Below are 18,188 nucleotides of genomic sequence, written 5' to 3'. Positions count from 1 at the left end.
GTCATGCGGATCATACATAAAGAAAATGATCCTTTCTAGCTTTGAAACGTCTCCCCACAAACGTATTATTCAAAACTAGAAAGGATCGGGTGTCACCAACACAGGTATTTATTTTTCTGGTTATTTTCTGTGTCTAACGCTATTTAAGTCTCTTTGAGCTAATTGGGCCATCCCTGAAATTGGGTATTTTTTAATCTTTTTGAGTTTAATCTTAAAGAGGCTTAACAATATTGAAAATTTAAAGGTAAAAAAAACCGCTCTTAGAATTTTGCAACTTCTCCACCAAGTTATCTGCAAAATCCTAAAAGCGTTTGTCGGAGGGCGTAAGCATTAACACTTTATTATTTTTGTTATAAAGCGATTAAAACCCATATTTTATAGTCGGTATATCCCTGAAAATGGTGATATTTTAGATTTAACTGGAAAATTGCGCTAAAAAACTGCAAATCTGTTGCTACCCGGTCGCGGAAACAGCAGGACTGCGGCAATTAAACCGAGTTATGCCTATAATAGAGCCATCCTAGCAAGTGGCGAGCAAGATGCGCGGTTTATATTTAATTACCAATGATGATCCCGTAGAACTTTTATTGGCAAAACTGGAAGGCGCAATGGCCAATGGCGGCATTGCAGTATTGCAATATCGCCGTAAAAAAGTCGCCAAACAAGATCAAATTTACGAAATCGAGTATATGAAAGCCATGTGTGCTGAATATGGTGTGCTTTTTGTGATTAATGATGATCTTGAAATGGCCGTTAAATACGGGGTGGGTGTGCATTTGGGTCAGGATGACGGGTCTATTGTCGAGGCAGTTGCACGCTTGCCGAAAAATGTCTTGATTGGTCGTAGCTGTAATAACTCGCTTGAGCTGGCTGAACAGGCCATTGCCGATGGTGCAAACTATGTGGCATTTGGTGCCATCTATGCCACCGACAGTAAACCTGAAGCCGGTAATATTGGCTTGGAAACTTTAAAACTGGCCAAAGAGAAATTGAACGTGCCTTTATGTGCCATTGGCGGTTTAACGGTTGAAAATTCCAAAGAAGTCATTGAGTCAGGTGCGGATTATTGCGCCGTGATTAGTGATATATTGGGCTTGCCGATGAATGCCATTCCTGAACGTTTAGATGAATGGTCTGCGCTTTTTCAAGCTACAGCATAAAATTTTTTGATTGATTTAATTTTGAGTCGAGTGCCTTCATGAGCTTATCTCCAAAGCAAGAACAATTGTTCAAACAAGCCAATAAACATATTCCGGGTGGCGTCAACTCACCTGTACGCGCATTTAACGGCGTCGGTGGTACACCGGTCTTTATCGAAAAAGCCCAAGGCGCATATTTGTATGATGTAGACGGAAAACGTTATGTGGACTATGTCGGTTCATGGGGACCGATGATTCTGGGTCACGCCCATCCTGCAATTATTCAAGCCGTTCAACAGGCCGCAGTAGATGGTTTAAGCTTTGGTGCGCCAACAGTTCATGAAACCACGCTTGCCGATATTATTTGCGAGATCATGCCGTCGATTGAATTGGTACGTATGACCAACTCGGGCACGGAAGCCACCATGACAGCGATTCGTTTAGCGCGCGGTTATACCGGCCGTGACAAGATTGTAAAATTTGAAGGTTGTTATCACGGTCACTCAGACTCGCTTCTTGTAAAAGCAGGTTCGGGCTTGTTAACTAAAGGTGAGGGCGAAGCAACGTCTGCGGGTGTTCCAGCTGATTTTGCCAAGCATACTATCACGCTTCCATACAATGACATTGCGACTTTAAAAGAATGCTTTGCCAAGTTTGGTGCTGAAATTGCCGGCGTGATTGTGGAGCCTGTAGCTGGCAACATGAATCTGGTGAAACCAATTGACGGTTTTCTGCAAGCGATTCGTGATGTTTGTGATGAGCATGGTTCAGTCTTTATCATCGATGAAGTGATGACCGGTTTCCGTGTTGGCTTAGGCGGTGCGCAGGCACATTATGGCGTAACTCCGGATTTAACCACATTGGGTAAAATTATTGGTGCAGGTCTGCCAGTCGGTGCCTTTGGCGGTAAACGTGAAGTGATGGAATGCATTGCGCCACTGGGTAAAGTGTATCAAGCAGGAACATTGTCGGGTAATCCATTGGCAATGCGTGCCGGGATTGAGATGTTCAAGCATCTTCGTGCTGAAGGTTTCTATGAAAACCTATCTGCGCAGTTGTCAAAACTTCTTGCAGGTTTACAAGCAGCAGCAGACGAGGCGGGCGTACCCTTTAAAACCCAACAGGTCGGTGGGATGTTTGGTCTGTACTTCACCGATCAGGAAGACATCACCAGCTTTGATTCGATGTTGAAATGTGATATCGATGCTTTTCGTAAATTTTTCCATGGCATGTTGAATCGGGGGGTGAATTTAGCACCTTCTGCATTCGAAGCTGGCTTCTTCTCGGCTGCACACAGCGATGAAGATATTGAATTTACCATTCAGGCTGCGATCGAGACTTTTGCTGAGATGAAAGCTTAAATTTTAATTTTTTAAAAATCCTCCCTCTTGCGAAGCGGTGCTTTTCACTTTTCAAAGGAGGGAATTTTATCTGTACAAATAATAAATTTCCCCTCTTTTCCTTGTGCCATATCTGGCTCAGGGTTAGGGGAGATTAAATGCTAAAATTATGGATATTCATTCATGCAAACCAAACATTATTTGACTCTAAGTGATGCGGAATTTCTATTGGATCACACCCATCAATATGCAATTCAGAACAGCTTCAATGTCAGTATTGCCGTAGTCGATGAAACGGGCAATTTGCTTGCGATGAAACGTATGGATGGTGCAGCACCGATGACTGCAAATCTGGCCATTGAAAAAGCCAGATGCTCGGCGATGAGTCGTCGTCCATCCAAGCTGTTTGAAGACATTATCAAAAGCGGGCAGATGGGCTTTCTGACTATGGAAAGTTTCTCGGGAATGCTGGAAGGTGGCGAACCAATTCTGTATCAAGGGCAACTGGTGGGTGCGATGGGTGTATCAGGTGTGAAATCATTTGAAGATGCAGAGATTGCGCAGGTGGCGATTAAGAAGTTTTTGGCGCAGCAGGGCTAAACATTATACGCTTGAGAATGTACTTATCTTCTCAAGTCTAAGTTAAAAATAACTATCGGATAAGATAGTGATGCTGTTGTTTAACCATTTCATTATATTCTGTCGAGTTATACAGCTCTAAACAGCTCATTAATATGGCTGGCCTTGCTTGATTTTTATATACCTCAGTTTTTGCTTTCATAGATTGGTTTATATATTCTTTCAAATTTTTATACGCGGGTTCTTCATATGAACCCTGTTGGAAATACCCGCCCATCGCTAGAGCAGCCTCAGAACTGAGGGATTGATCCTGAGCCCTCGTCAGACAATAACTAAAGCCAAAATTTTTGATATTGAGCTCATCCGCATTTGATATGGATGGAATTAAGTCTTTTGCATAACATGCACTTATCACTAGACAACTAAAAAGTACAGCAATTATTTTCATTATCTTAAATTCCAAAACAGAATATCTGTGGTTCTTAGGCTCGGTGTATCATGAATAAAGTAGCAACTATCTCCACAATCATTTCCATTCCATAAAGTGACATGTCCAGAAGCATCTCCCCAGCCAGAGACTTTGAAAATAATAATTCCTTTTTTTTCTTTTAATTGTAATGATAAATCCTGGTTATTTTGAGGCTTGAAGGAGAGATCTGCATTTCCTAGATTTTGTTCAACAAAGGTGATCATCTCGCGAACCCTAAGTAAATAAGGTTTATGATCAGCGCCTCTGACTTTATAACCTCTGGTTGACTGTTTAATTGGCATTCCGCCGTAGTTGAAAGATCTACTTAATCTTAAAGCACAAGCATTTGCGTATCCTGTAGGATTTTCTTGATATAAAGCCATAGCTTGACCTCCCACCATAGAATACACATCACTTGCTGACATTTTTACCGGATAATATTTCCATAATTCGGAAAATAAAGGTCTTTTTGCTTGTATGGTCGAAGACCGACCACCAGCCCTTGCAGTTATACTCACCATATTTAATATTCCGTATCAATTATTATAGTTTTTCCTTTAAAAATATTTTTAAGTACTCCCTTACCTTCAGTATCAATATCAAGTGAAATCGTAAATGGATGAAATGAGTTGATCTCAGAAGATTCTGGTTTTATTTCTATATCAATAGTATCTCCTCGTGCATAACCTGAAGTTTCTATATGCAAATTCAAGTCATCAAAAAATCTAGATTTTCTTTTTAGAAGAATAAGGTTATCTCCATAACTCCAATAAATATTATTAATGATCTTTTCTTCTTTTTCTTCAATGTATTTAGTAGCTGTATCTGATATTAATTGATCAATTTTACTTGAGATAATACCATTACTTATGACAGCCAAATCAGAAGTTTTTAGAAATTTTGAACCACAAGTTGATGTGTCTCCTGCCGCAACAATGCTTCTACCCAGGACGACTATAAAGCCTCGGTTAGAAGCAAGAGCTTTCGCTAGGACATTACATTTAGGACAATAATGTACCATTCCATCCAAATGCACAGCTTTTCCTTCCACCAGAAAGGAAGGGTCGCCAAAAGTAATGATTCCCCCATGATCGGTTTTACAGCCGACTGTTATTAATGCTCTCATTATTATTTGGTTATTATTTTTATTAAAGACCATAATAACATGACAATATAAAATGAAAGGTTTAGTTTAAAATTCATTTAATCAGTTTGTATATAATGACTGAATGTATCTGAATATAGATACAAGCATTTTTGCTTTTAATTTTTTAAATATAGCCCTGTTGACTTTTAAAGTATTGAGTAATCCTCAATCTGAGTTAGCATATACAGTTACGAAAAAGCCGACTGTCTGAAGCCAAAGAGTCTCCCATGCTGTACCCAATGCCCAAAAAAATCCAACTTGCCCCATCTCAAGCCAAATGGCAGCTTGCATCGAACCAATCGGTTTTGGTCTTAGTCGGATTACAAAACTTGCGTATGCAACAGGGCATACAAGAAAGTGCACTCATGGCAAATTTGATTCAACTGACCAATAAAGCCAAAGCACTGGATATTCCCATTGTCGATTTATATGGTGATGACCTGATGCAGGGCATGCAACAGCTTGGTGAATATGCCTCCACGCATCCACAACTGATTTTTGCCGGGCAGGTCACACCGATGCTCAAGCAAATCTTACCGCATTTGATGAGTGTGACGGATCAAATAGGTGTGGTCGATGACGCAATCTTATTGGCCAATCAGGAACAGCATATTCAGTGGATCGAAAATATTTCCAGTCAAGGTGTGCATCACTTAAATACTTATAGTCTGACCCGGTTGTGGGATTTAAGTGCGCCCTCAGACTATGTCTTATCAACCAAAGGTATTATGTTGGCTGTGGCAGAACAGCTAGACATAGATGCTCTGGAGATTGATCCCTATGTCGATTTAAGAAATTATGGATTGGACTCTGTAGCCGTGGTGAGTTTGGTCGGTGTATGGCGTGCACATGGTGCCAATATTCGTTATGAAGATGTACGACAGCATGCATCTTTGCATGAATTGGCAGGCTTCATTTTACAATCCTCAGGTTGATACGCTGCGATTGAGCATTTTTATGACCTAAATCGGAAATTTCATCAGCATTTATATAAAAGCGCATTGTAATTATGGGCGAAGCTTTCTATCATGGCCGCCTTGTTTTTCGCGATCAGCCTGGGATTGAACTTTGAGTAATTTTCTAACCGAACATCTGATACATCGTGATGACGATTTCATGGTCATCCACAAACCTGCAGGTTTACTCACAGTTCCCGGGAAAACAGAAGATTTACAAGATTGCCTGATTAACCGATTATTAAAAATAGAACCAAAAACCTTACTGATCCATCGACTGGATCGCGATACTTCCGGCATTCTCGTGTTTGGTCTCACAAAATGGGGACAAAAAACCATTTCCCGCCAGTTTCAGGAACGCCAGACCGACAAAACCTATCAGGCCGTGGTTGCCGGTACACTCGAAGGTGAAGGTAGCATTGAGGTGCCCGTGGTATATGACCCAAGCCGTCCGCCCTTACATATCGCAGATCCCGCACATAACAAGCCGGCCATCACGCATTGGCAGGCGATCGAACACTTTAATATTCAGGAACAAGCCGTGACTCGGGTGAAACTTACGCCAATTACCGGCCGTTCGCATCAGTTGCGTGTGCATATGCAATATCTGGGGCATCCGATTATCGGCGATACCTTATATGCGACACCTGAACAGCAACAGCTCAGCTCGCGTCTACATTTACATGCTGAACGTTTGAGTTTTTATCATCCTCAAACAGATCAGCTGGTCGAATTTTATTGTCCGGCGCCGTTCTAGGAAATACTTCTTGAATCGGCGTGAATTATGCTCACTTTTTAGTGGGCTTTATGTCAAAATACATTGCTTGAAGGTGTGAAATTTTGCTCCAATGACGTTTCGTGATTGAGCCTAATATTCATAATCTTGTACTTAAGATAAAGGTGGAAAAATTGCAGCAATTTGCTATTGGTCAACGTTGGTTATCAGATACTGAAACAGAACTCGGTTTAGGCGTTCTTATTGATGTTGATGAGCGGTCGGTTAGCATTTTATTCCCGAAAAGCGATGAAACTCGCGTCTATGCACGTAGCAATGCACCCTTATCTCGTATCGTATTTAATGTGAAAGATGAATTACAGGATCAGGAAGGGACCAAATGGATTGTAGAATCCGTGGAAGACCGCAATGGCGTGGTGCGTTATCACGTCATTCGTACCCTGGAAGATGGGACTGAAGAACGTAAATCGCTGAATGAGACCCGCATTGGTGCCACCATCCAGCTGTCCAAGCCTCTAGACCGTCTATTGGCCAGTCAGGTCGATTATAAAGAATGGTATGACTTGCGCATTGAAGCGCTGCTGATGCAGGCCAATATGCAAAGCAGTCCACTGCGCGGTTTGGTCGGTTCACGTGTCGGCCTGATTCCGCACCAGTTGTATATTGCGCATGAAGTCGGTCAGCGTTTTGCTCCGCGTGTATTACTGGCCGATGAAGTCGGTCTGGGTAAAACCATCGAAGCGGGTTTGATTATCCATCAACAGCTGAAAACTGGCCGTTCTGAACGCATCCTGATTTTAGTACCAGATTCGCTGCAATATCAGTGGATGATTGAGATGCGCCGTCGTTTCAATCTTGAGTTCTCGTTATTTGATTTGACCCGTACTGCATCAATCAAAGAGCATGATCCTGAACAAAACCCATTCCTGACCGAACAAAAAATTATTGCCTCTGTCGATTTGATGGTCGACCATGAAGATCTGCGTGAACAGGCGCTCGAAGCCGGTTTCGACTTGCTGGTGGTCGATGAAGCACATCATTTGATGTGGAGCGAAGAAGATGGCGGTAATGACCGTTATGATCTGGTCGAAGAACTGGCTGAACATACGCCGGGCGTATTGTTATTGACGGCAACACCGGAACAGCTCGGGGTAGAAAGTCACTTTGCACGCCTGCGTTTACTCGATCCGCAGCGCTTTAACTCGCTGGATCGTTTCCTGGATGAAGAAGCGCAATATCAGCACACCGCTAAAATTGCAGAAGTGTTGATGTCAAATCTGCCACTTGAAGCAGAACATTTGACTGCGATTGAGGCCTTGTTGGGTCATTCAATTGAAGATCATCCTGAGCAGCGTTTCCGTGCCATTCACGAACTTTTAGACCGTCATGGTACCGGTCGTATCCTGTTTCGTAATACGCGTGAAGCCATTCAGGGCTTCCCGGGTCGTGACTGTCAGCCGGCACCATTACCAGCACCGGAACACTGGTCGAAAGATGGTAAGTTGCGTGAGCAAATGTGGCCTGAAGAAGCCCAGCTCGATGGTGCATGGATGGAAGCCGATCCACGCGTGATGTGGCTGATGGAGCGTTTACGTACCGATCTTAAACACAAGAAAGTCTTACTGATTGCGCGTAGCGGGCCAGTGGTTGAAGCGCTGGAAAATGTACTTCGCTTACATGCCGGTATTCGTACCGCGATGTTCCATGAAGGCATGAGCTTGTTAGAGCGTGATCAGGCTGCCGCTTATTTTGCTGAAGATTCGTATGGCGCGCAGATTTTACTTTGTTCGGAAATTGGTTCAGAAGGGCGTAACTTCCAGTTTGCATCTGATTTAATTCTGTTCGATCTTCCTGCCAACCCGGACGTTTTAGAGCAGCGTATTGGCCGTCTGGATCGTATCGGTCAGGAAAACCGGATTCAGATTCATGTGCCGTATCTGGTGAGAACTGCGCAAGAACGTATGTTCCGCTGGTATAACGAAGCTTTAAATATTTTCGGCAATATTTCCCCAACCGCACAAACCTTGCAAGAAAACTTTATTGTTCGCTTGAAAGACTGTCTATTGGCAGACAAAGGTCAAGTGTTTGAAGACCTGCTGGAAGAAGTCAGCGTGCAACGTGAAGCGCTGGAAGCTGAATTGCAGGAAGGCCGTGACCGTTTGCTAGAGTATAACTCTTGCCGTCCGGTGGTGGCACAGGAAATTGTCAAGGCACTTGAAGACTATGATGACAATACTACTTTGCCGATCTTCATGAAACGCTTTATGGCGTCCACGAATATTGACTTTGACGAGCAAAGTAACGGTACCGTGATCATCAAGCCAACAGATCAAATGCAGGTTCAAGGTTTGACGCTGGATGAAGAAGGCATCACTGCCACTTTCTATCGTGATCAGGCACAAATCCGCGAAGATGCGCAATACCTGACCCTGGAACATCCATTCACTGAAAGTGTGATGGAAATGATCAATACTCAAGGCTTTGGTAGCACCAACGTTGCGGTATTAAAATCTGCGGCACTGCCACAAGGTTCGGTATTGCTGGAAGTCTGGTTCAAGGTCGATGTGGTTGCACCGAAAGCATTGAACTTGCCATCAAGCCTGCCGCAACAATTGGTTCGTGTGTTATTAAGCGAGAAAGGTCAGGATCTTTCACAAAAAATTGCGCCTGAAATTTTAAAACCGTATCTGCATCATTTAGATGGCAACAGCTGCCGCCAAGTAGTGAAAGCACGTCGTGATGTGATTGAGGCACGTTATCAGCAAGCACTTGAATTGGCACGCAGTGCATTGCCAAACTTCAAGCAGCAAGCCAAAGAAGTGTATGGTAATAAATGGCAATATGAAATTGACCGTCTGACCTATCTGAAACAGTTTAATCCAAGTATCCGTGAAGATGAAATTTCACGTTTACAGAAGTTGCAGAAAGAAGGTCTCGGCCTACTGGATGGTTTATCTGTGACGCCAGAAGCCATTCAGGTGATGGTAGTCGTCAAGCCTTAAGTTTTAAGCAATTAAAAAATGCAGCTTTCGGGCTGCTTTTTTTATGGCCGAAATTCGGCTTTTATATTGTTTTGGTCGGGGAATACTGGCCTGTCATTTTTCTTGTGTTTAAAATCAGTCTAACCAATAACCAGAAATAATAAACATGTCCAAAGCCTTTATTGGTCTGGGAGCCAAAACCACCCACGGTGGTATTGTGGTAGAAGGTGAGCCGTCTTTGATTATGAATGGCATCGCCGTACATTTAAATGGCATGACGCATTATTGTCCCAAATGCCAGACCATGGTCACCGCAATCTCCAGCGATTTATCTATTACTGTCAAAGGACGGGCAATGCTTATCGCAGGGGATAAGACCAGTTGCGGCGCGACTTTTCTAGCCATGCAGCATTTGACGGTATCGCAGAAATAAATCTTAAATTCGTTTAATAAAATAAGAAGAGCTGACTTCAAGGTCATGCTTTGAGCGTTTTGGCACTATCACATGACTTTTCAGATCAGTAAGCTCATCCGATGATTTCAGGATGAATACGCGCTGCGTTTGGAAAATAATGAAACAAGCCCTACATTTTACCCATGCCAATGGCATCCCTGCGGCAACCTATCAGAAATTTCTGGACTGTTTCCAGCCAGAATATGAGGTCAAAGCGATTCCCTTGATTGGCATGAAGTCGCAATATCCGATTACGCCAGACTGGCGCTATCTGGTCGATGAAGTCATTGCAGATATCGAGCAGCAATTTCCTCAGCAGCAGGTGGTGGGTCTTGGACATTCCTTTGGTGGTCTGGTGACTTTGATGGCAGCGTATCGACGTCCGGAACTGTTTTCCAAACTGTTAATTATGGATCCGCCATTTATTATTGGAAAAAACAGCGCCATGTTTGAACTGGTTAAAAAGCTGAATCTGAAAAGTATCGATCGCTATACACCTGCAGGAATTACGCTAAAACGCAAGGATCACTGGCCATCGAAACAGGCCGCAGTTGATGCACTCAGATCAAACCGCTTATTTAGCAATTTTGATGAGCAATGTTTTGCTGATTATATCGAGAGTGGCATTCAGCCAGAACCTGAACGCGGTGGGGTGACTTTGAGCATTCCAAAACAGGTAGAAGCGGAGATTTTCCGGACTGTACCGGCATGGTGGTGGCGTACGCCAAGACGACCACCTGAAGTGCCGATTCATCTGATGACTGCAGAGCAGAGCCAGTTTTATCAGCAGGGTTTGCCTCAAGGCATGCACAAGATTTATCGGATCGATTATTCAGTGGTCGAGGGCGGACATATGTTTCCGCTTGAGTATCCGGAAGAGACTGCAAAGGCGGTCAAAGCTCAACTTGTACTGTTGTAATCGTCATAAAAAAGAGACGACTGGTACCACTACTGTTCCACAATTTTAACTAGGCTATAGTTTGAATTGTATGGAGTAATAAAAGCAATTCGATAGTGTTTTTAAATATCTGATATTTATACTTGGATATTGCGCAGCCTCATCTTTCCTTTAAAAGTTTAAATGGATTTGTGCAGGCGCAACCCTACTTTGGAAAGCCCCAAAGTAGGCAAAAGTCTCTTATTACCCATACACGACGTCCTGTCGTGATAGGTAGTGTGTGGCATCCCTGCCACACGCGCGTAACTTAAAGCTAATCACTTTAACTTTGGGACAGTAATCCGTCTAGTACGTCTCTTTTTATATCATTTTACGCAAATTGGAAAATTAACGCAGCTGCGAATCTTCCAGATGGCGAGCGCCTTCCAGAATCATCCGAATCATGAGCATGGTCTGTTCGGCAATTTCCTGGCGGTCTTCAGCCGGCATGTCAATGACATTGGCCCCCATGTTAAACACCAGTTGAGTAATGGCTTTGGCGGCAATATCGGCATGTAATAACTTTCTATTATTCAGGCGTTCCAGACGAATCAAATCATCCTGCAATTCCTGCTGAAAATAATTTAACTGGCGTTCTACAGCCTGTTTATACGATTTTGAACCGGTATAACCTTCACGCAATAACAGGCTTAAATTGCCTTCATCTGCATCCAGCTGGGCAATAAAAATTTCGACCGAACTACGAATAATACTGCTTTGTCGGGAGGCTTTTAAGCGTGCTTCATGCAGAATCTGACGTAATACAATCCCGGCACGATCAATCAGCTCAATGGCCAGCTCATCAATATCTTTAAAATGACGATAGAAACTGTTTGGCGCAATGCCGGCCTCACGTGCGACTTCGCGCAGGCTCAACGATGCAATACTTTTTTGTGGACCAATCAGATTTAACGCTGCCTGAAACAGTTCTTCTTTGGTAATGGTGGCCTTGCGACCGACACTCCGTACGATAATCGGCTCATCAATGCTTTTCGATTGTAGTAGAGATGCGTCACTGCTTATTTTCATTGAAGGCTCGTTCATCAATAGGTTCATGCATGAATCGTTTGATTATAACCGAGCACGACAGGCTTGTGAAATGAATGAAAACAATACACATGTATATACAAATATATATACATGTGTATAATAATTCAAAACCTCAAGATGATGTCGATAACGATGCATGTACTCCAAAAACTTAAAATGCCGTTGAATGCACTGTCTGACAGTGTCATTGATCAGCATGCGATTAATTTCTGGATTCAGAAACTCAATCCGATATGGTCGTTGAATCAGCCATTGGGCAAGATTGTGCACAAGGAAAATGCTGCACAGGATATGCTGAGTCTGAAAATTCAAGTGAATCGTTTATTTAAGTTTGGTGAAGCGGGGCAACACCATCCAGTGTATGTGGTGGTGAAGGGCATCCGTTATGAACGTAGCTATAGTTTGACCCGTATAGATGCCCAGCATGTGTTATTGACCGTGAAAAAAGTCCATGCCGGTAAAGTCAGCACCTGGTTTGCAGAGCAGGCGCAAGTGGGTGATGTCATCGAATTTGGTCAGCCTTATGGCGATATGACTGTGCCTCAGCAGGCGAGTCCACTGATCTTGCTTGCAGCAGGCAGCGGAATTACCCCAATGCTGAGCATGCTGGAAAGCCTGAGCAAAAAGGGTGAATTATCAACACCAGTGAGCTTGTGGTACTGGGTTAAAAAACATCAAGATGCAGCATTTAAAGCACGTTTCGAAGAACTTGCTCAGAAACATGCAAATTTCTCATTTCATGTTTATGCCACGCAAGAACAAGCTGCGGCAGCTCGTCTGAATGAAACTTATCTGACAGATTTGCAAAATCTGGAAAATAGCACGGTCTATTGCTGCGGCCCGTCAGGTTTTGTCTCGACTGCAGAGCAGCTGTTTGCTTCAGCCAAAGAGTTTAAGGGTGAAGCCTTTAGCATGAGTCTGGCGGATCAATCCGATATCGGCTTTATTAATGTCACCCTGACTCAGTCGAAAAAAATTGTCAGTATTCCAAAAGGCCAGTCCATTTTGGTGAGTCTGGAACAACAAAATATCAAACCGACACATGGTTGCCGTATGGGCATTTGTAATAAATGCGCCTGCAATAAAGTGGAAGGTTCGACCAAGAATTTGGTAAACGGCGCACGAAATACTGAGCCAGGTAATCTGCTCAAAATTTGTGTTAACTCAGCGCAGACTGATCTAGTCATCGACCTATAAGCGAGTTTTATCCTATGAATATGCCAGTAAAATTTCAATATTTTAAAAATCCTAAAAACCGTGAATTATCACAAGTAGAACTTGATGAACTTGCACGTGAACTCGATGCGATCAAGCAAGAAGTGCTGGATGACTTAGGTGAAAAGGATGCGAAATATATCCGTCGTGTCTATTCAACCATCCGTTATTCATCAATTGCCGGCCGTGCGCTCTTGTTTGCAGGCTGGTTTCCGCCAGCATGGTTACTCGGCACAGGTCTGTTAGGCTTTGCTAAAATCATGGAAAACATGGAGCTTGGCCACAATGTCATGCACGGTCAATATGACTGGATGAATGATCCTAAAATGAATGGCCAGACCTATGAATGGGATATTGTAGGTACGTCGGATAACTGGCGTCAAACGCATAACTTTAAACATCATACTTATACCAATATCAAAGGTATGGATGATGATATCGGTTATGGTCTATTGCGTCTGTTCCCAGAACAGCGCTGGAAACCGGGTTATTTATTACAACCGATTTATGCGGTGCCATTCTGTTTGCTGTTCCAGTGGGGCGTGGCCATTCAGAACCTTGAATTGGGTAAATATTTCAAAGGTCGCAAAAGCAAAGAGCAGACCAAAGAAGAATGGCGCCCAATGCAGAACAAAATCGGTAAACAATTGTTTAAAGATTATGTGTTCTTTCCATTGATTGCAGGTCCTGCTGCTTTGCCAGTTTTGACGGGTAATATGGTGGCCAATGGTCTGCGTAATATCTGGACGTTCAGTATTATTTTCTGTGGCCACTTTACCAAAGATGTAGAGGTGTTCCCGAAATCGGTACTGCAAAATGAGAGCCGTGGTCACTGGTATATGCGCCAGATTCGTGGTTCATCTAACCTGACCGGTTCTGAAGCATTCCATATCTTGACGGGTCATTTAAGTCACCAGATTGAACATCATCTGTATCCTGATGTGCCTGCCCGTCGTTACCGCCAAATGGCGCCAAAAGTTCAGGCGGTGTGTGAAAAATATGGTTTGAACTACAACAATGCCAGTCTGGTAAAACAGTATGGCAGCGTAATCAAACGTATTGTGAAATATGCATTTCCGTTTAAGAAATAATATTTCTTAAAGCTAAAAACCACCTTATTTGAGGTGGTTTTTTTATGGATGAAGCTTATATTTAAACAAAAAAGTCTGGATGATTCAGTCATCAGATCTGCCTTAAAAGTATCATTGAGCGACAACTCATCTGTCATTTAAGTGCTTGTTAAAGATTATTATGGCGTATCAATAAAGCGGAAATTTTAAAGCCCTAATATGTCATTGAATCGGATGGTAGATTAATTTTTGGCAATTGCTGATCTTGTCCTTCCAGATAGCGTTGATGTGCCAAACTCAGCATTTCCTGATCTTCTTCGCTGTTACCATAGGCATAAATTTCAGCATAATCTTCCAGACGATATTTTTCTAAAATTCTCAGTTTCTTCTGCGCATTACTACAATCTGGAGTCTGATAAAATCCTGTTATTTTTCCAGCTTTGATTTCAACTTCGCTACACAGTAAATCGATATTTAAATAGGTACAGACCGGTTTCAAGTATAAATCCAGTGATGCTGAAACCAGCGCGATCTCATGACCCAGTTGCTGATGTTGCCGAAGTTGCTGCAACAGTTTTGGATTAAACTTAAAGACCAGCTGCTGGGCATAGTCCTGCGCCAGTTGTAAAATTTCTTCTGCATCGCTGTCCTTAAACATGTTGCCATACAATTTTGGACGCATCGCATGGGCAGGGTACAGCTTCAGATAATAGGCCTGAATCCAGGGCAGGAGACGAATGCCGCGTCTTAAAATATGCCGTTTTTTCAAGGCATAGAAAATGAACCCGGTAAAACTGTCGTCTGTATACAGGGTGCCATCAAAATCAAATAAGGCTAGAGTTTTAGGTGTTTGATTTTGCGCATGCATGTTTGATATCGACCATCGACACGGGTGGCAAACCAGTTGGTATTGTAATCACGACTCAGTTTTGGTCCAGAAATGACCACTTCCGGCATGATTGCATACATCGGATCTTTGCCTGTTTTTTCCTGATAGAGCTTGCTGATCCCACGATAGGTCATGGTATCTTCAAAATCTTTCTCTTTTTCTTTCTTTAAATCGGCGCGGATTTGACGTTCGGTAATAATAAAATTATTTTTCGCAAATACACTGATCAGCTCACGCTCGGATTGACTCTTCTGCGAACGGATCGCGCCATCTTTGTTATAGAGTAATAAATCGCCATCCAGATCGAGTTCAGCTTCAGTTAAATCATTGAGCATGCTCTGAAAAGCGGCATTTCGGCTGGAATACATGCCCGAGTTATAGTCTGCAAAACGGTAGATCGGTTTGTCATAATCTGCAGGATACATCATCAGACGATGAATCCCGTAATATAGGCCGCCATATTGCGTATAGACATCGGAGCGTAAGGCTGCGATGTTGCCACCTTGACGTTTATATTCCTTGACATAACTAATATGCACTTGCATTGAACCCAAAGTGGTAATCGGATTCATTTTCTCGCCAATGTTCTGGCCGACCAGTTTTGCAGCACCGGTCAGTGCGCTGACATGGTAATGCTTCGACATATAGTCAAATATTTCACGATATAACTCATCCAGTTCGCGTTCGGTTTTTACCCGGCGCATCTGGCTTAAATAGTTATCTTCTGGGCTTGGATGGTTCTTGAGTACTTCCTGGAAATATCCCGCAACTGTTCCACCGATTGCTTGTCCGAGTTTATCTTTGAATTTTTCTTCAAGACGATCCTGAACTTCTTTAACCGCTTTTTCTCCCAGACCTGGTACTGTAGGGTCTGCCACAAAATTGGATTCCTGATCGACCACGGCCACAATCGTGCAGACATTTTCCTTGGTTTGAGGAATACCCAACTGTTCGGTGATGTCGTAAATATCTTGTGCCCAGGACGCACGCTGATTTACCCGACTCGGAATTGCTTTACGAATATGTTCAACTTCAAGTGTCGGTTCATCATCTTTTGACCACCATGAGCCATTGCCACAGCCGGCAAGACCCAGAGAAAGTGCAAGTACAGACAATGACTTAACAGAAAAACAATCAGCAAAAGTTTTATTCATGGTGTGGTAAATTAATTGAAAAGATGAGCGAATAAGGCAGATGCAGTATACTATGCCCATCAAAAAAGTGATGAATTTATATGTATATTGGTCCATATCAACTGTCAAACAATTTGATTGTCGCCCCGATGGCAGGTGTGACTGACCGTCCGTTTAGAACCTTGTGCAAGTATTTTGGTGCAGGTCATGCGGTCAGTGAAATGATGACCTCAGACAAAACTTTGCGTATGAGCAAAAAAAGTCTCTACCGTGCCAATTTTGATGGGGAGCTGGCGCCTATCTCAGCCCAGATTGCCGGTTCAGATCCACAAGATCTGGCTGAGGCTGCGCGTTATCAGGTGGCCAATGGTGCACAAATTGTTGATATTAATATGGGCTGTCCAGCCAAAAAGGTCTGCAATCGATTAGCCGGTTCAGCCTTGCTACAGGATGAAGATTTAGTTGCCCGTATCTTGGATACCGTCGTGGCTGCGGTCGATGTGCCGGTAACTTTAAAAACCCGTCTGGGGTATTTAAATGGTCATGAAAATATCATGCGGGTGGCAAAACGTGCGGAAGATGCCGGAATTGCGGCGCTGGCTTTACATGGCCGTACCCGTGAAGATATGTATTTAAATACCGCCCGCTATTCACTCATTAAAGATGTAAAAGACATGTTGAATATTCCCGTGATTGCCAACGGAGATATCGACAGTCCTGAAAAAGCCAAATATGTACTGGATTATACCGGTGCAGATGCCATCATGATCGGACGTGCAGCACAAGGTCGTCCCTGGATTTTTCGTGAAATTGCCCATTATTTAAAAACTGGCCAATATCTGGATGCGCCGAGTATTACAGAAGTTAAGGATGTTCTATTGGGACATTTGGCTGAGCTATATGAGTTTTATGGCGAGTATTCCGGTTGCCGAATTTCCCGGAAACATATTGCCTGGTATACCAAAGGTCTGCGTTCAAGCAACGAGTTTCGTCAGGGCATGTATCAGGTAGAAAATACAGCTGATCAATATCGTGTAGTAGAAGATTATTTTAATACTTTACTTGAACATGGTTTGACTATGAGTGATGTTCAGGTCGAACAGGTCAATTTATTAGAGACCAAATGATGGCAGGCTAGTAGGACGCAATCAAGAAATATATTTTGTGTGAAAACACTACCTTTTTTATCTTGAGCGCGTCGATTTTAGCACGCTGTTTACACTTCAGCCTGTCAAATACATAGCACAACATTTTGTTGACTTAAACCGGACAGGACTTGGACATTGCTTACTTAAACTTGTTCTATGATGGATTCATCTAATATGAACAGGAGGTGATCCTTCTTGTTTGTAGTCATCGTCAAGGGAGATCTGTAATGACAAATACCAATCGTCCAGTCACAGAATTTAGCCATAAAACGTCAACGGAATTGCCACAAGAACGCAGTGAAGGCTTAAATATAGATCCTACTGATGCCAATGCACGTCCGGATTTAAATACTCCTGAAAAAGATAATCCGAATGTGCCAGATATGAATGAAGGCAAAGATAATCTGGCCGCGACCGGTGCGGGTACAGTAGGTGGTGCTGCTGTAGGGGCCGTTGCAGGTCTGGTCGGTGGTCCTCCAGGTGCAGTGGTGGGCGGCATTATCGGTGGTGTGGTTGGTGGCATTGCCGGTAATGATATTGCAACATCAGATCGTCAAAAACAGGCAGATAACTACCAGCATCCAGAAATTCGAAGTGAGGCAGATAATTATCAGCATCCCGACCATTTGATTGCCGAAGATAATTACTGGCACGATGAGTATCATAATCGCCCGTATTTTAATGAAACGCGGAATACCTACAGCGATCTAGACTATGATCGTGACTATCGCGGCGCTTATCGTGTAGGTTATGAAAACCGTGCCATGTATGATCGTGATACAGATTTTGATCATGCGGAACCTGAACTACGGACCAAGTGGGAACAGGTGAAAGGTGAATCCCGCTTAAATTGGGAAGAAGCCAAGTTTGCAGTCAAAGATGCCTGGCATCGACTTACCCGCTAAGTCCGACTGAATAAAAAACCTCTCTAATTAGAGAGGTTTT

At 43.1% G+C, this 18,188-nt stretch carries 18 protein-coding genes; 12 read left to right on the top strand and 6 right to left on the bottom strand.

The annotated features are described in order from the left end of the window. Nucleotides 1-539 precede the first annotated feature (539 nt). From thiE to GVV58_RS02015, 3 genes are all read left to right on the top strand, one after another. Nucleotides 540-1,160, top strand: a complete 621-nt coding sequence (gene thiE / locus GVV58_RS02025) for a thiamine phosphate synthase (protein WP_005171511.1) — start codon at nt 540-542, stop codon at nt 1,158-1,160. Between the two features lie 38 nt (nt 1,161-1,198). Further along, nucleotides 1,199-2,500, top strand: coding sequence for a glutamate-1-semialdehyde 2,1-aminomutase (hemL, locus tag GVV58_RS02020; protein ID WP_159515895.1), 1,302 nt, complete (start codon nt 1,199-1,201; stop codon nt 2,498-2,500). Between the two features lie 162 nt (nt 2,501-2,662). Further along, complete coding sequence (locus tag GVV58_RS02015; protein ID WP_159515894.1) at nt 2,663-3,079, top strand: heme-binding protein; 417 nt, start codon at nt 2,663-2,665, stop codon at nt 3,077-3,079. A gap of 52 nt (nt 3,080-3,131) precedes the next feature. On the opposite strand, the gene GVV58_RS02010 is transcribed toward GVV58_RS02015, so the two are convergent. The 3 genes from GVV58_RS02010 to GVV58_RS02000 are packed head-to-tail and all read right to left on the bottom strand — an operon-like array spanning nt 3,132 to nt 4,653. Beyond that, nucleotides 3,132-3,506 carry a hypothetical protein gene (locus tag GVV58_RS02010; protein WP_159515893.1) on the bottom strand — a complete coding sequence of 125 codons (375 nt, stop codon included), beginning with the start codon at nt 3,504-3,506 and terminating at the stop codon, nt 3,132-3,134. Next, nucleotides 3,506-4,048: a type VI secretion system amidase effector protein Tae4 gene (locus GVV58_RS02005; RefSeq protein WP_159515892.1), complete on the bottom strand. Its 543-nt coding sequence runs from the start codon at nt 4,046-4,048 to the stop codon at nt 3,506-3,508. The genes GVV58_RS02010 and GVV58_RS02005 overlap by 1 nt, the downstream gene beginning before the upstream one ends. A gap of 2 nt (nt 4,049-4,050) precedes the next feature. Further along, a complete protein-coding gene (locus tag GVV58_RS02000) occupies nt 4,051-4,653 on the bottom strand; it encodes a PAAR domain-containing protein (RefSeq protein ID WP_100355068.1) in 603 nt (200 codons plus the stop codon). A 248-nt stretch (nt 4,654-4,901) separates the two neighbouring features. Between GVV58_RS02000 and GVV58_RS01995 the strand changes: the two genes are divergently transcribed. From GVV58_RS01995 to GVV58_RS01975, 5 genes are all read left to right on the top strand, one after another. Beyond that, nucleotides 4,902-5,609 (top strand): phosphopantetheine-binding protein, encoded by a 708-nt coding sequence (locus GVV58_RS01995; RefSeq protein ID WP_005096618.1) that lies wholly within the window; start codon nt 4,902-4,904, stop codon nt 5,607-5,609. Between the two features lie 133 nt (nt 5,610-5,742). After that, nucleotides 5,743-6,387 carry an RluA family pseudouridine synthase gene (locus tag GVV58_RS01990; protein ID WP_100355067.1) on the top strand — a complete coding sequence of 215 codons (645 nt, stop codon included), beginning with the start codon at nt 5,743-5,745 and terminating at the stop codon, nt 6,385-6,387. 143 nt (nt 6,388-6,530) lie between these two features. Further along, nucleotides 6,531-9,368 carry an RNA polymerase-associated protein RapA gene (rapA, locus tag GVV58_RS01985; protein WP_159515970.1) on the top strand — a complete coding sequence of 946 codons (2,838 nt, stop codon included), beginning with the start codon at nt 6,531-6,533 and terminating at the stop codon, nt 9,366-9,368. 145 nt (nt 9,369-9,513) lie between these two features. After that, entirely contained in the window at nt 9,514-9,780 is a 267-nt protein-coding gene (locus tag GVV58_RS01980) for a PAAR domain-containing protein (protein ID WP_100328728.1), read from the top strand. Between the two features lie 139 nt (nt 9,781-9,919). After that, nucleotides 9,920-10,720 (top strand): alpha/beta hydrolase, encoded by an 801-nt coding sequence (locus tag GVV58_RS01975; RefSeq protein WP_159515891.1) that lies wholly within the window; start codon nt 9,920-9,922, stop codon nt 10,718-10,720. Between the two features lie 366 nt (nt 10,721-11,086). Here the strand turns inward: GVV58_RS01975 and fabR are convergent, their stop codons facing one another. Beyond that, nucleotides 11,087-11,767: an HTH-type transcriptional repressor FabR gene (gene fabR, locus GVV58_RS01970; RefSeq protein WP_005096625.1), complete on the bottom strand. Its 681-nt coding sequence runs from the start codon at nt 11,765-11,767 to the stop codon at nt 11,087-11,089. Nucleotides 11,768-11,920: 153 nt separating this feature from the next. Here fabR and GVV58_RS01965 point away from each other — a divergent pair, with 153 nt between their 5' ends. Next, on the top strand, nt 11,921-12,985 hold the full coding sequence (locus tag GVV58_RS01965; protein WP_159515890.1) for an iron-sulfur cluster-binding domain-containing protein: 1,065 nt from the start codon (nt 11,921-11,923) through the stop codon (nt 12,983-12,985). Between the two features lie 14 nt (nt 12,986-12,999). Further along, complete coding sequence (locus GVV58_RS01960) at nt 13,000-14,094, top strand: acyl-CoA desaturase (RefSeq protein WP_005096627.1); 1,095 nt, start codon at nt 13,000-13,002, stop codon at nt 14,092-14,094. A 193-nt stretch (nt 14,095-14,287) separates the two neighbouring features. Here GVV58_RS01960 and GVV58_RS01955 read toward each other — a convergent pair whose 3' ends face one another. Together GVV58_RS01955 and GVV58_RS01950 are read right to left on the bottom strand one after the other, a co-directional pair. Continuing rightward, nucleotides 14,288-14,941 carry an HAD family hydrolase gene (locus GVV58_RS01955; protein ID WP_005096629.1) on the bottom strand — a complete coding sequence of 218 codons (654 nt, stop codon included), beginning with the start codon at nt 14,939-14,941 and terminating at the stop codon, nt 14,288-14,290. Continuing rightward, on the bottom strand, nt 14,908-16,116 hold the full coding sequence (locus GVV58_RS01950; protein WP_159515889.1) for a DUF1615 family protein: 1,209 nt from the start codon (nt 16,114-16,116) through the stop codon (nt 14,908-14,910). Before GVV58_RS01950 ends, GVV58_RS01955 begins: the two co-directional genes overlap by 34 nt. Before the next feature lie 80 nt (nt 16,117-16,196). Here GVV58_RS01950 and dusB point away from each other — a divergent pair, with 80 nt between their 5' ends. Next, nucleotides 16,197-17,222 carry a tRNA dihydrouridine synthase DusB gene (gene dusB / locus GVV58_RS01945; RefSeq protein ID WP_159515888.1) on the top strand — a complete coding sequence of 342 codons (1,026 nt, stop codon included), beginning with the start codon at nt 16,197-16,199 and terminating at the stop codon, nt 17,220-17,222. Nucleotides 17,223-17,470: 248 nt separating this feature from the next. Continuing rightward, nucleotides 17,471-18,148 carry a hypothetical protein gene (locus GVV58_RS01940; RefSeq protein WP_159515887.1) on the top strand — a complete coding sequence of 226 codons (678 nt, stop codon included), beginning with the start codon at nt 17,471-17,473 and terminating at the stop codon, nt 18,146-18,148. Nucleotides 18,149-18,188 lie beyond the last annotated feature (40 nt).

Source organism: Acinetobacter sp. 18QD2AZ41W (assembly GCF_009829025.1).
In the GTDB taxonomy this organism is placed as follows: domain Bacteria; phylum Pseudomonadota; class Gammaproteobacteria; order Pseudomonadales; family Moraxellaceae; genus Acinetobacter; species Acinetobacter pseudolwoffii.
Note: the sequence above shows the minus strand (reverse complement) of the source record. Positions and strands in the feature narration are given on the sequence as shown.

Bases quoted from the DNA above. Each gene is read 5' to 3' on its own strand.
- fabR (WP_005096625.1), bottom strand. From the start codon at position 11,767: ATGAAAATAAGCAGTGACGCATCTCTACTACAATCGAAAAGCATTGAT.
- GVV58_RS01975 (WP_159515891.1), top strand. From the start codon at position 9,920: ATGAAACAAGCCCTACATTTTACCCATGCCAATGGCATCCCTGCGGCA.
- GVV58_RS01995 (WP_005096618.1), top strand. From the start codon at position 4,902: ATGCTGTACCCAATGCCCAAAAAAATCCAACTTGCCCCATCTCAAGCC.
- dusB (WP_159515888.1), top strand. From the start codon at position 16,197: ATGTATATTGGTCCATATCAACTGTCAAACAATTTGATTGTCGCCCCG.
- GVV58_RS02010 (WP_159515893.1), bottom strand. From the start codon at position 3,506: ATGAAAATAATTGCTGTACTTTTTAGTTGTCTAGTGATAAGTGCATGT.
- GVV58_RS01960 (WP_005096627.1), top strand. From the start codon at position 13,000: ATGAATATGCCAGTAAAATTTCAATATTTTAAAAATCCTAAAAACCGT.
- GVV58_RS02000 (WP_100355068.1), bottom strand. From the start codon at position 4,653: ATGAGAGCATTAATAACAGTCGGCTGTAAAACCGATCATGGGGGAATC.
- GVV58_RS01940 (WP_159515887.1), top strand. From the start codon at position 17,471: ATGACAAATACCAATCGTCCAGTCACAGAATTTAGCCATAAAACGTCA.
- GVV58_RS01950 (WP_159515889.1), bottom strand. From the start codon at position 16,116: ATGAATAAAACTTTTGCTGATTGTTTTTCTGTTAAGTCATTGTCTGTA.
- GVV58_RS01980 (WP_100328728.1), top strand. From the start codon at position 9,514: ATGTCCAAAGCCTTTATTGGTCTGGGAGCCAAAACCACCCACGGTGGT.
- hemL (WP_159515895.1), top strand. From the start codon at position 1,199: ATGAGCTTATCTCCAAAGCAAGAACAATTGTTCAAACAAGCCAATAAA.
- GVV58_RS01955 (WP_005096629.1), bottom strand. From the start codon at position 14,941: ATGCATGCGCAAAATCAAACACCTAAAACTCTAGCCTTATTTGATTTT.
- GVV58_RS02005 (WP_159515892.1), bottom strand. From the start codon at position 4,048: ATGGTGAGTATAACTGCAAGGGCTGGTGGTCGGTCTTCGACCATACAA.
- GVV58_RS01965 (WP_159515890.1), top strand. From the start codon at position 11,921: ATGCATGTACTCCAAAAACTTAAAATGCCGTTGAATGCACTGTCTGAC.
- thiE (WP_005171511.1), top strand. From the start codon at position 540: ATGCGCGGTTTATATTTAATTACCAATGATGATCCCGTAGAACTTTTA.
- GVV58_RS02015 (WP_159515894.1), top strand. From the start codon at position 2,663: ATGCAAACCAAACATTATTTGACTCTAAGTGATGCGGAATTTCTATTG.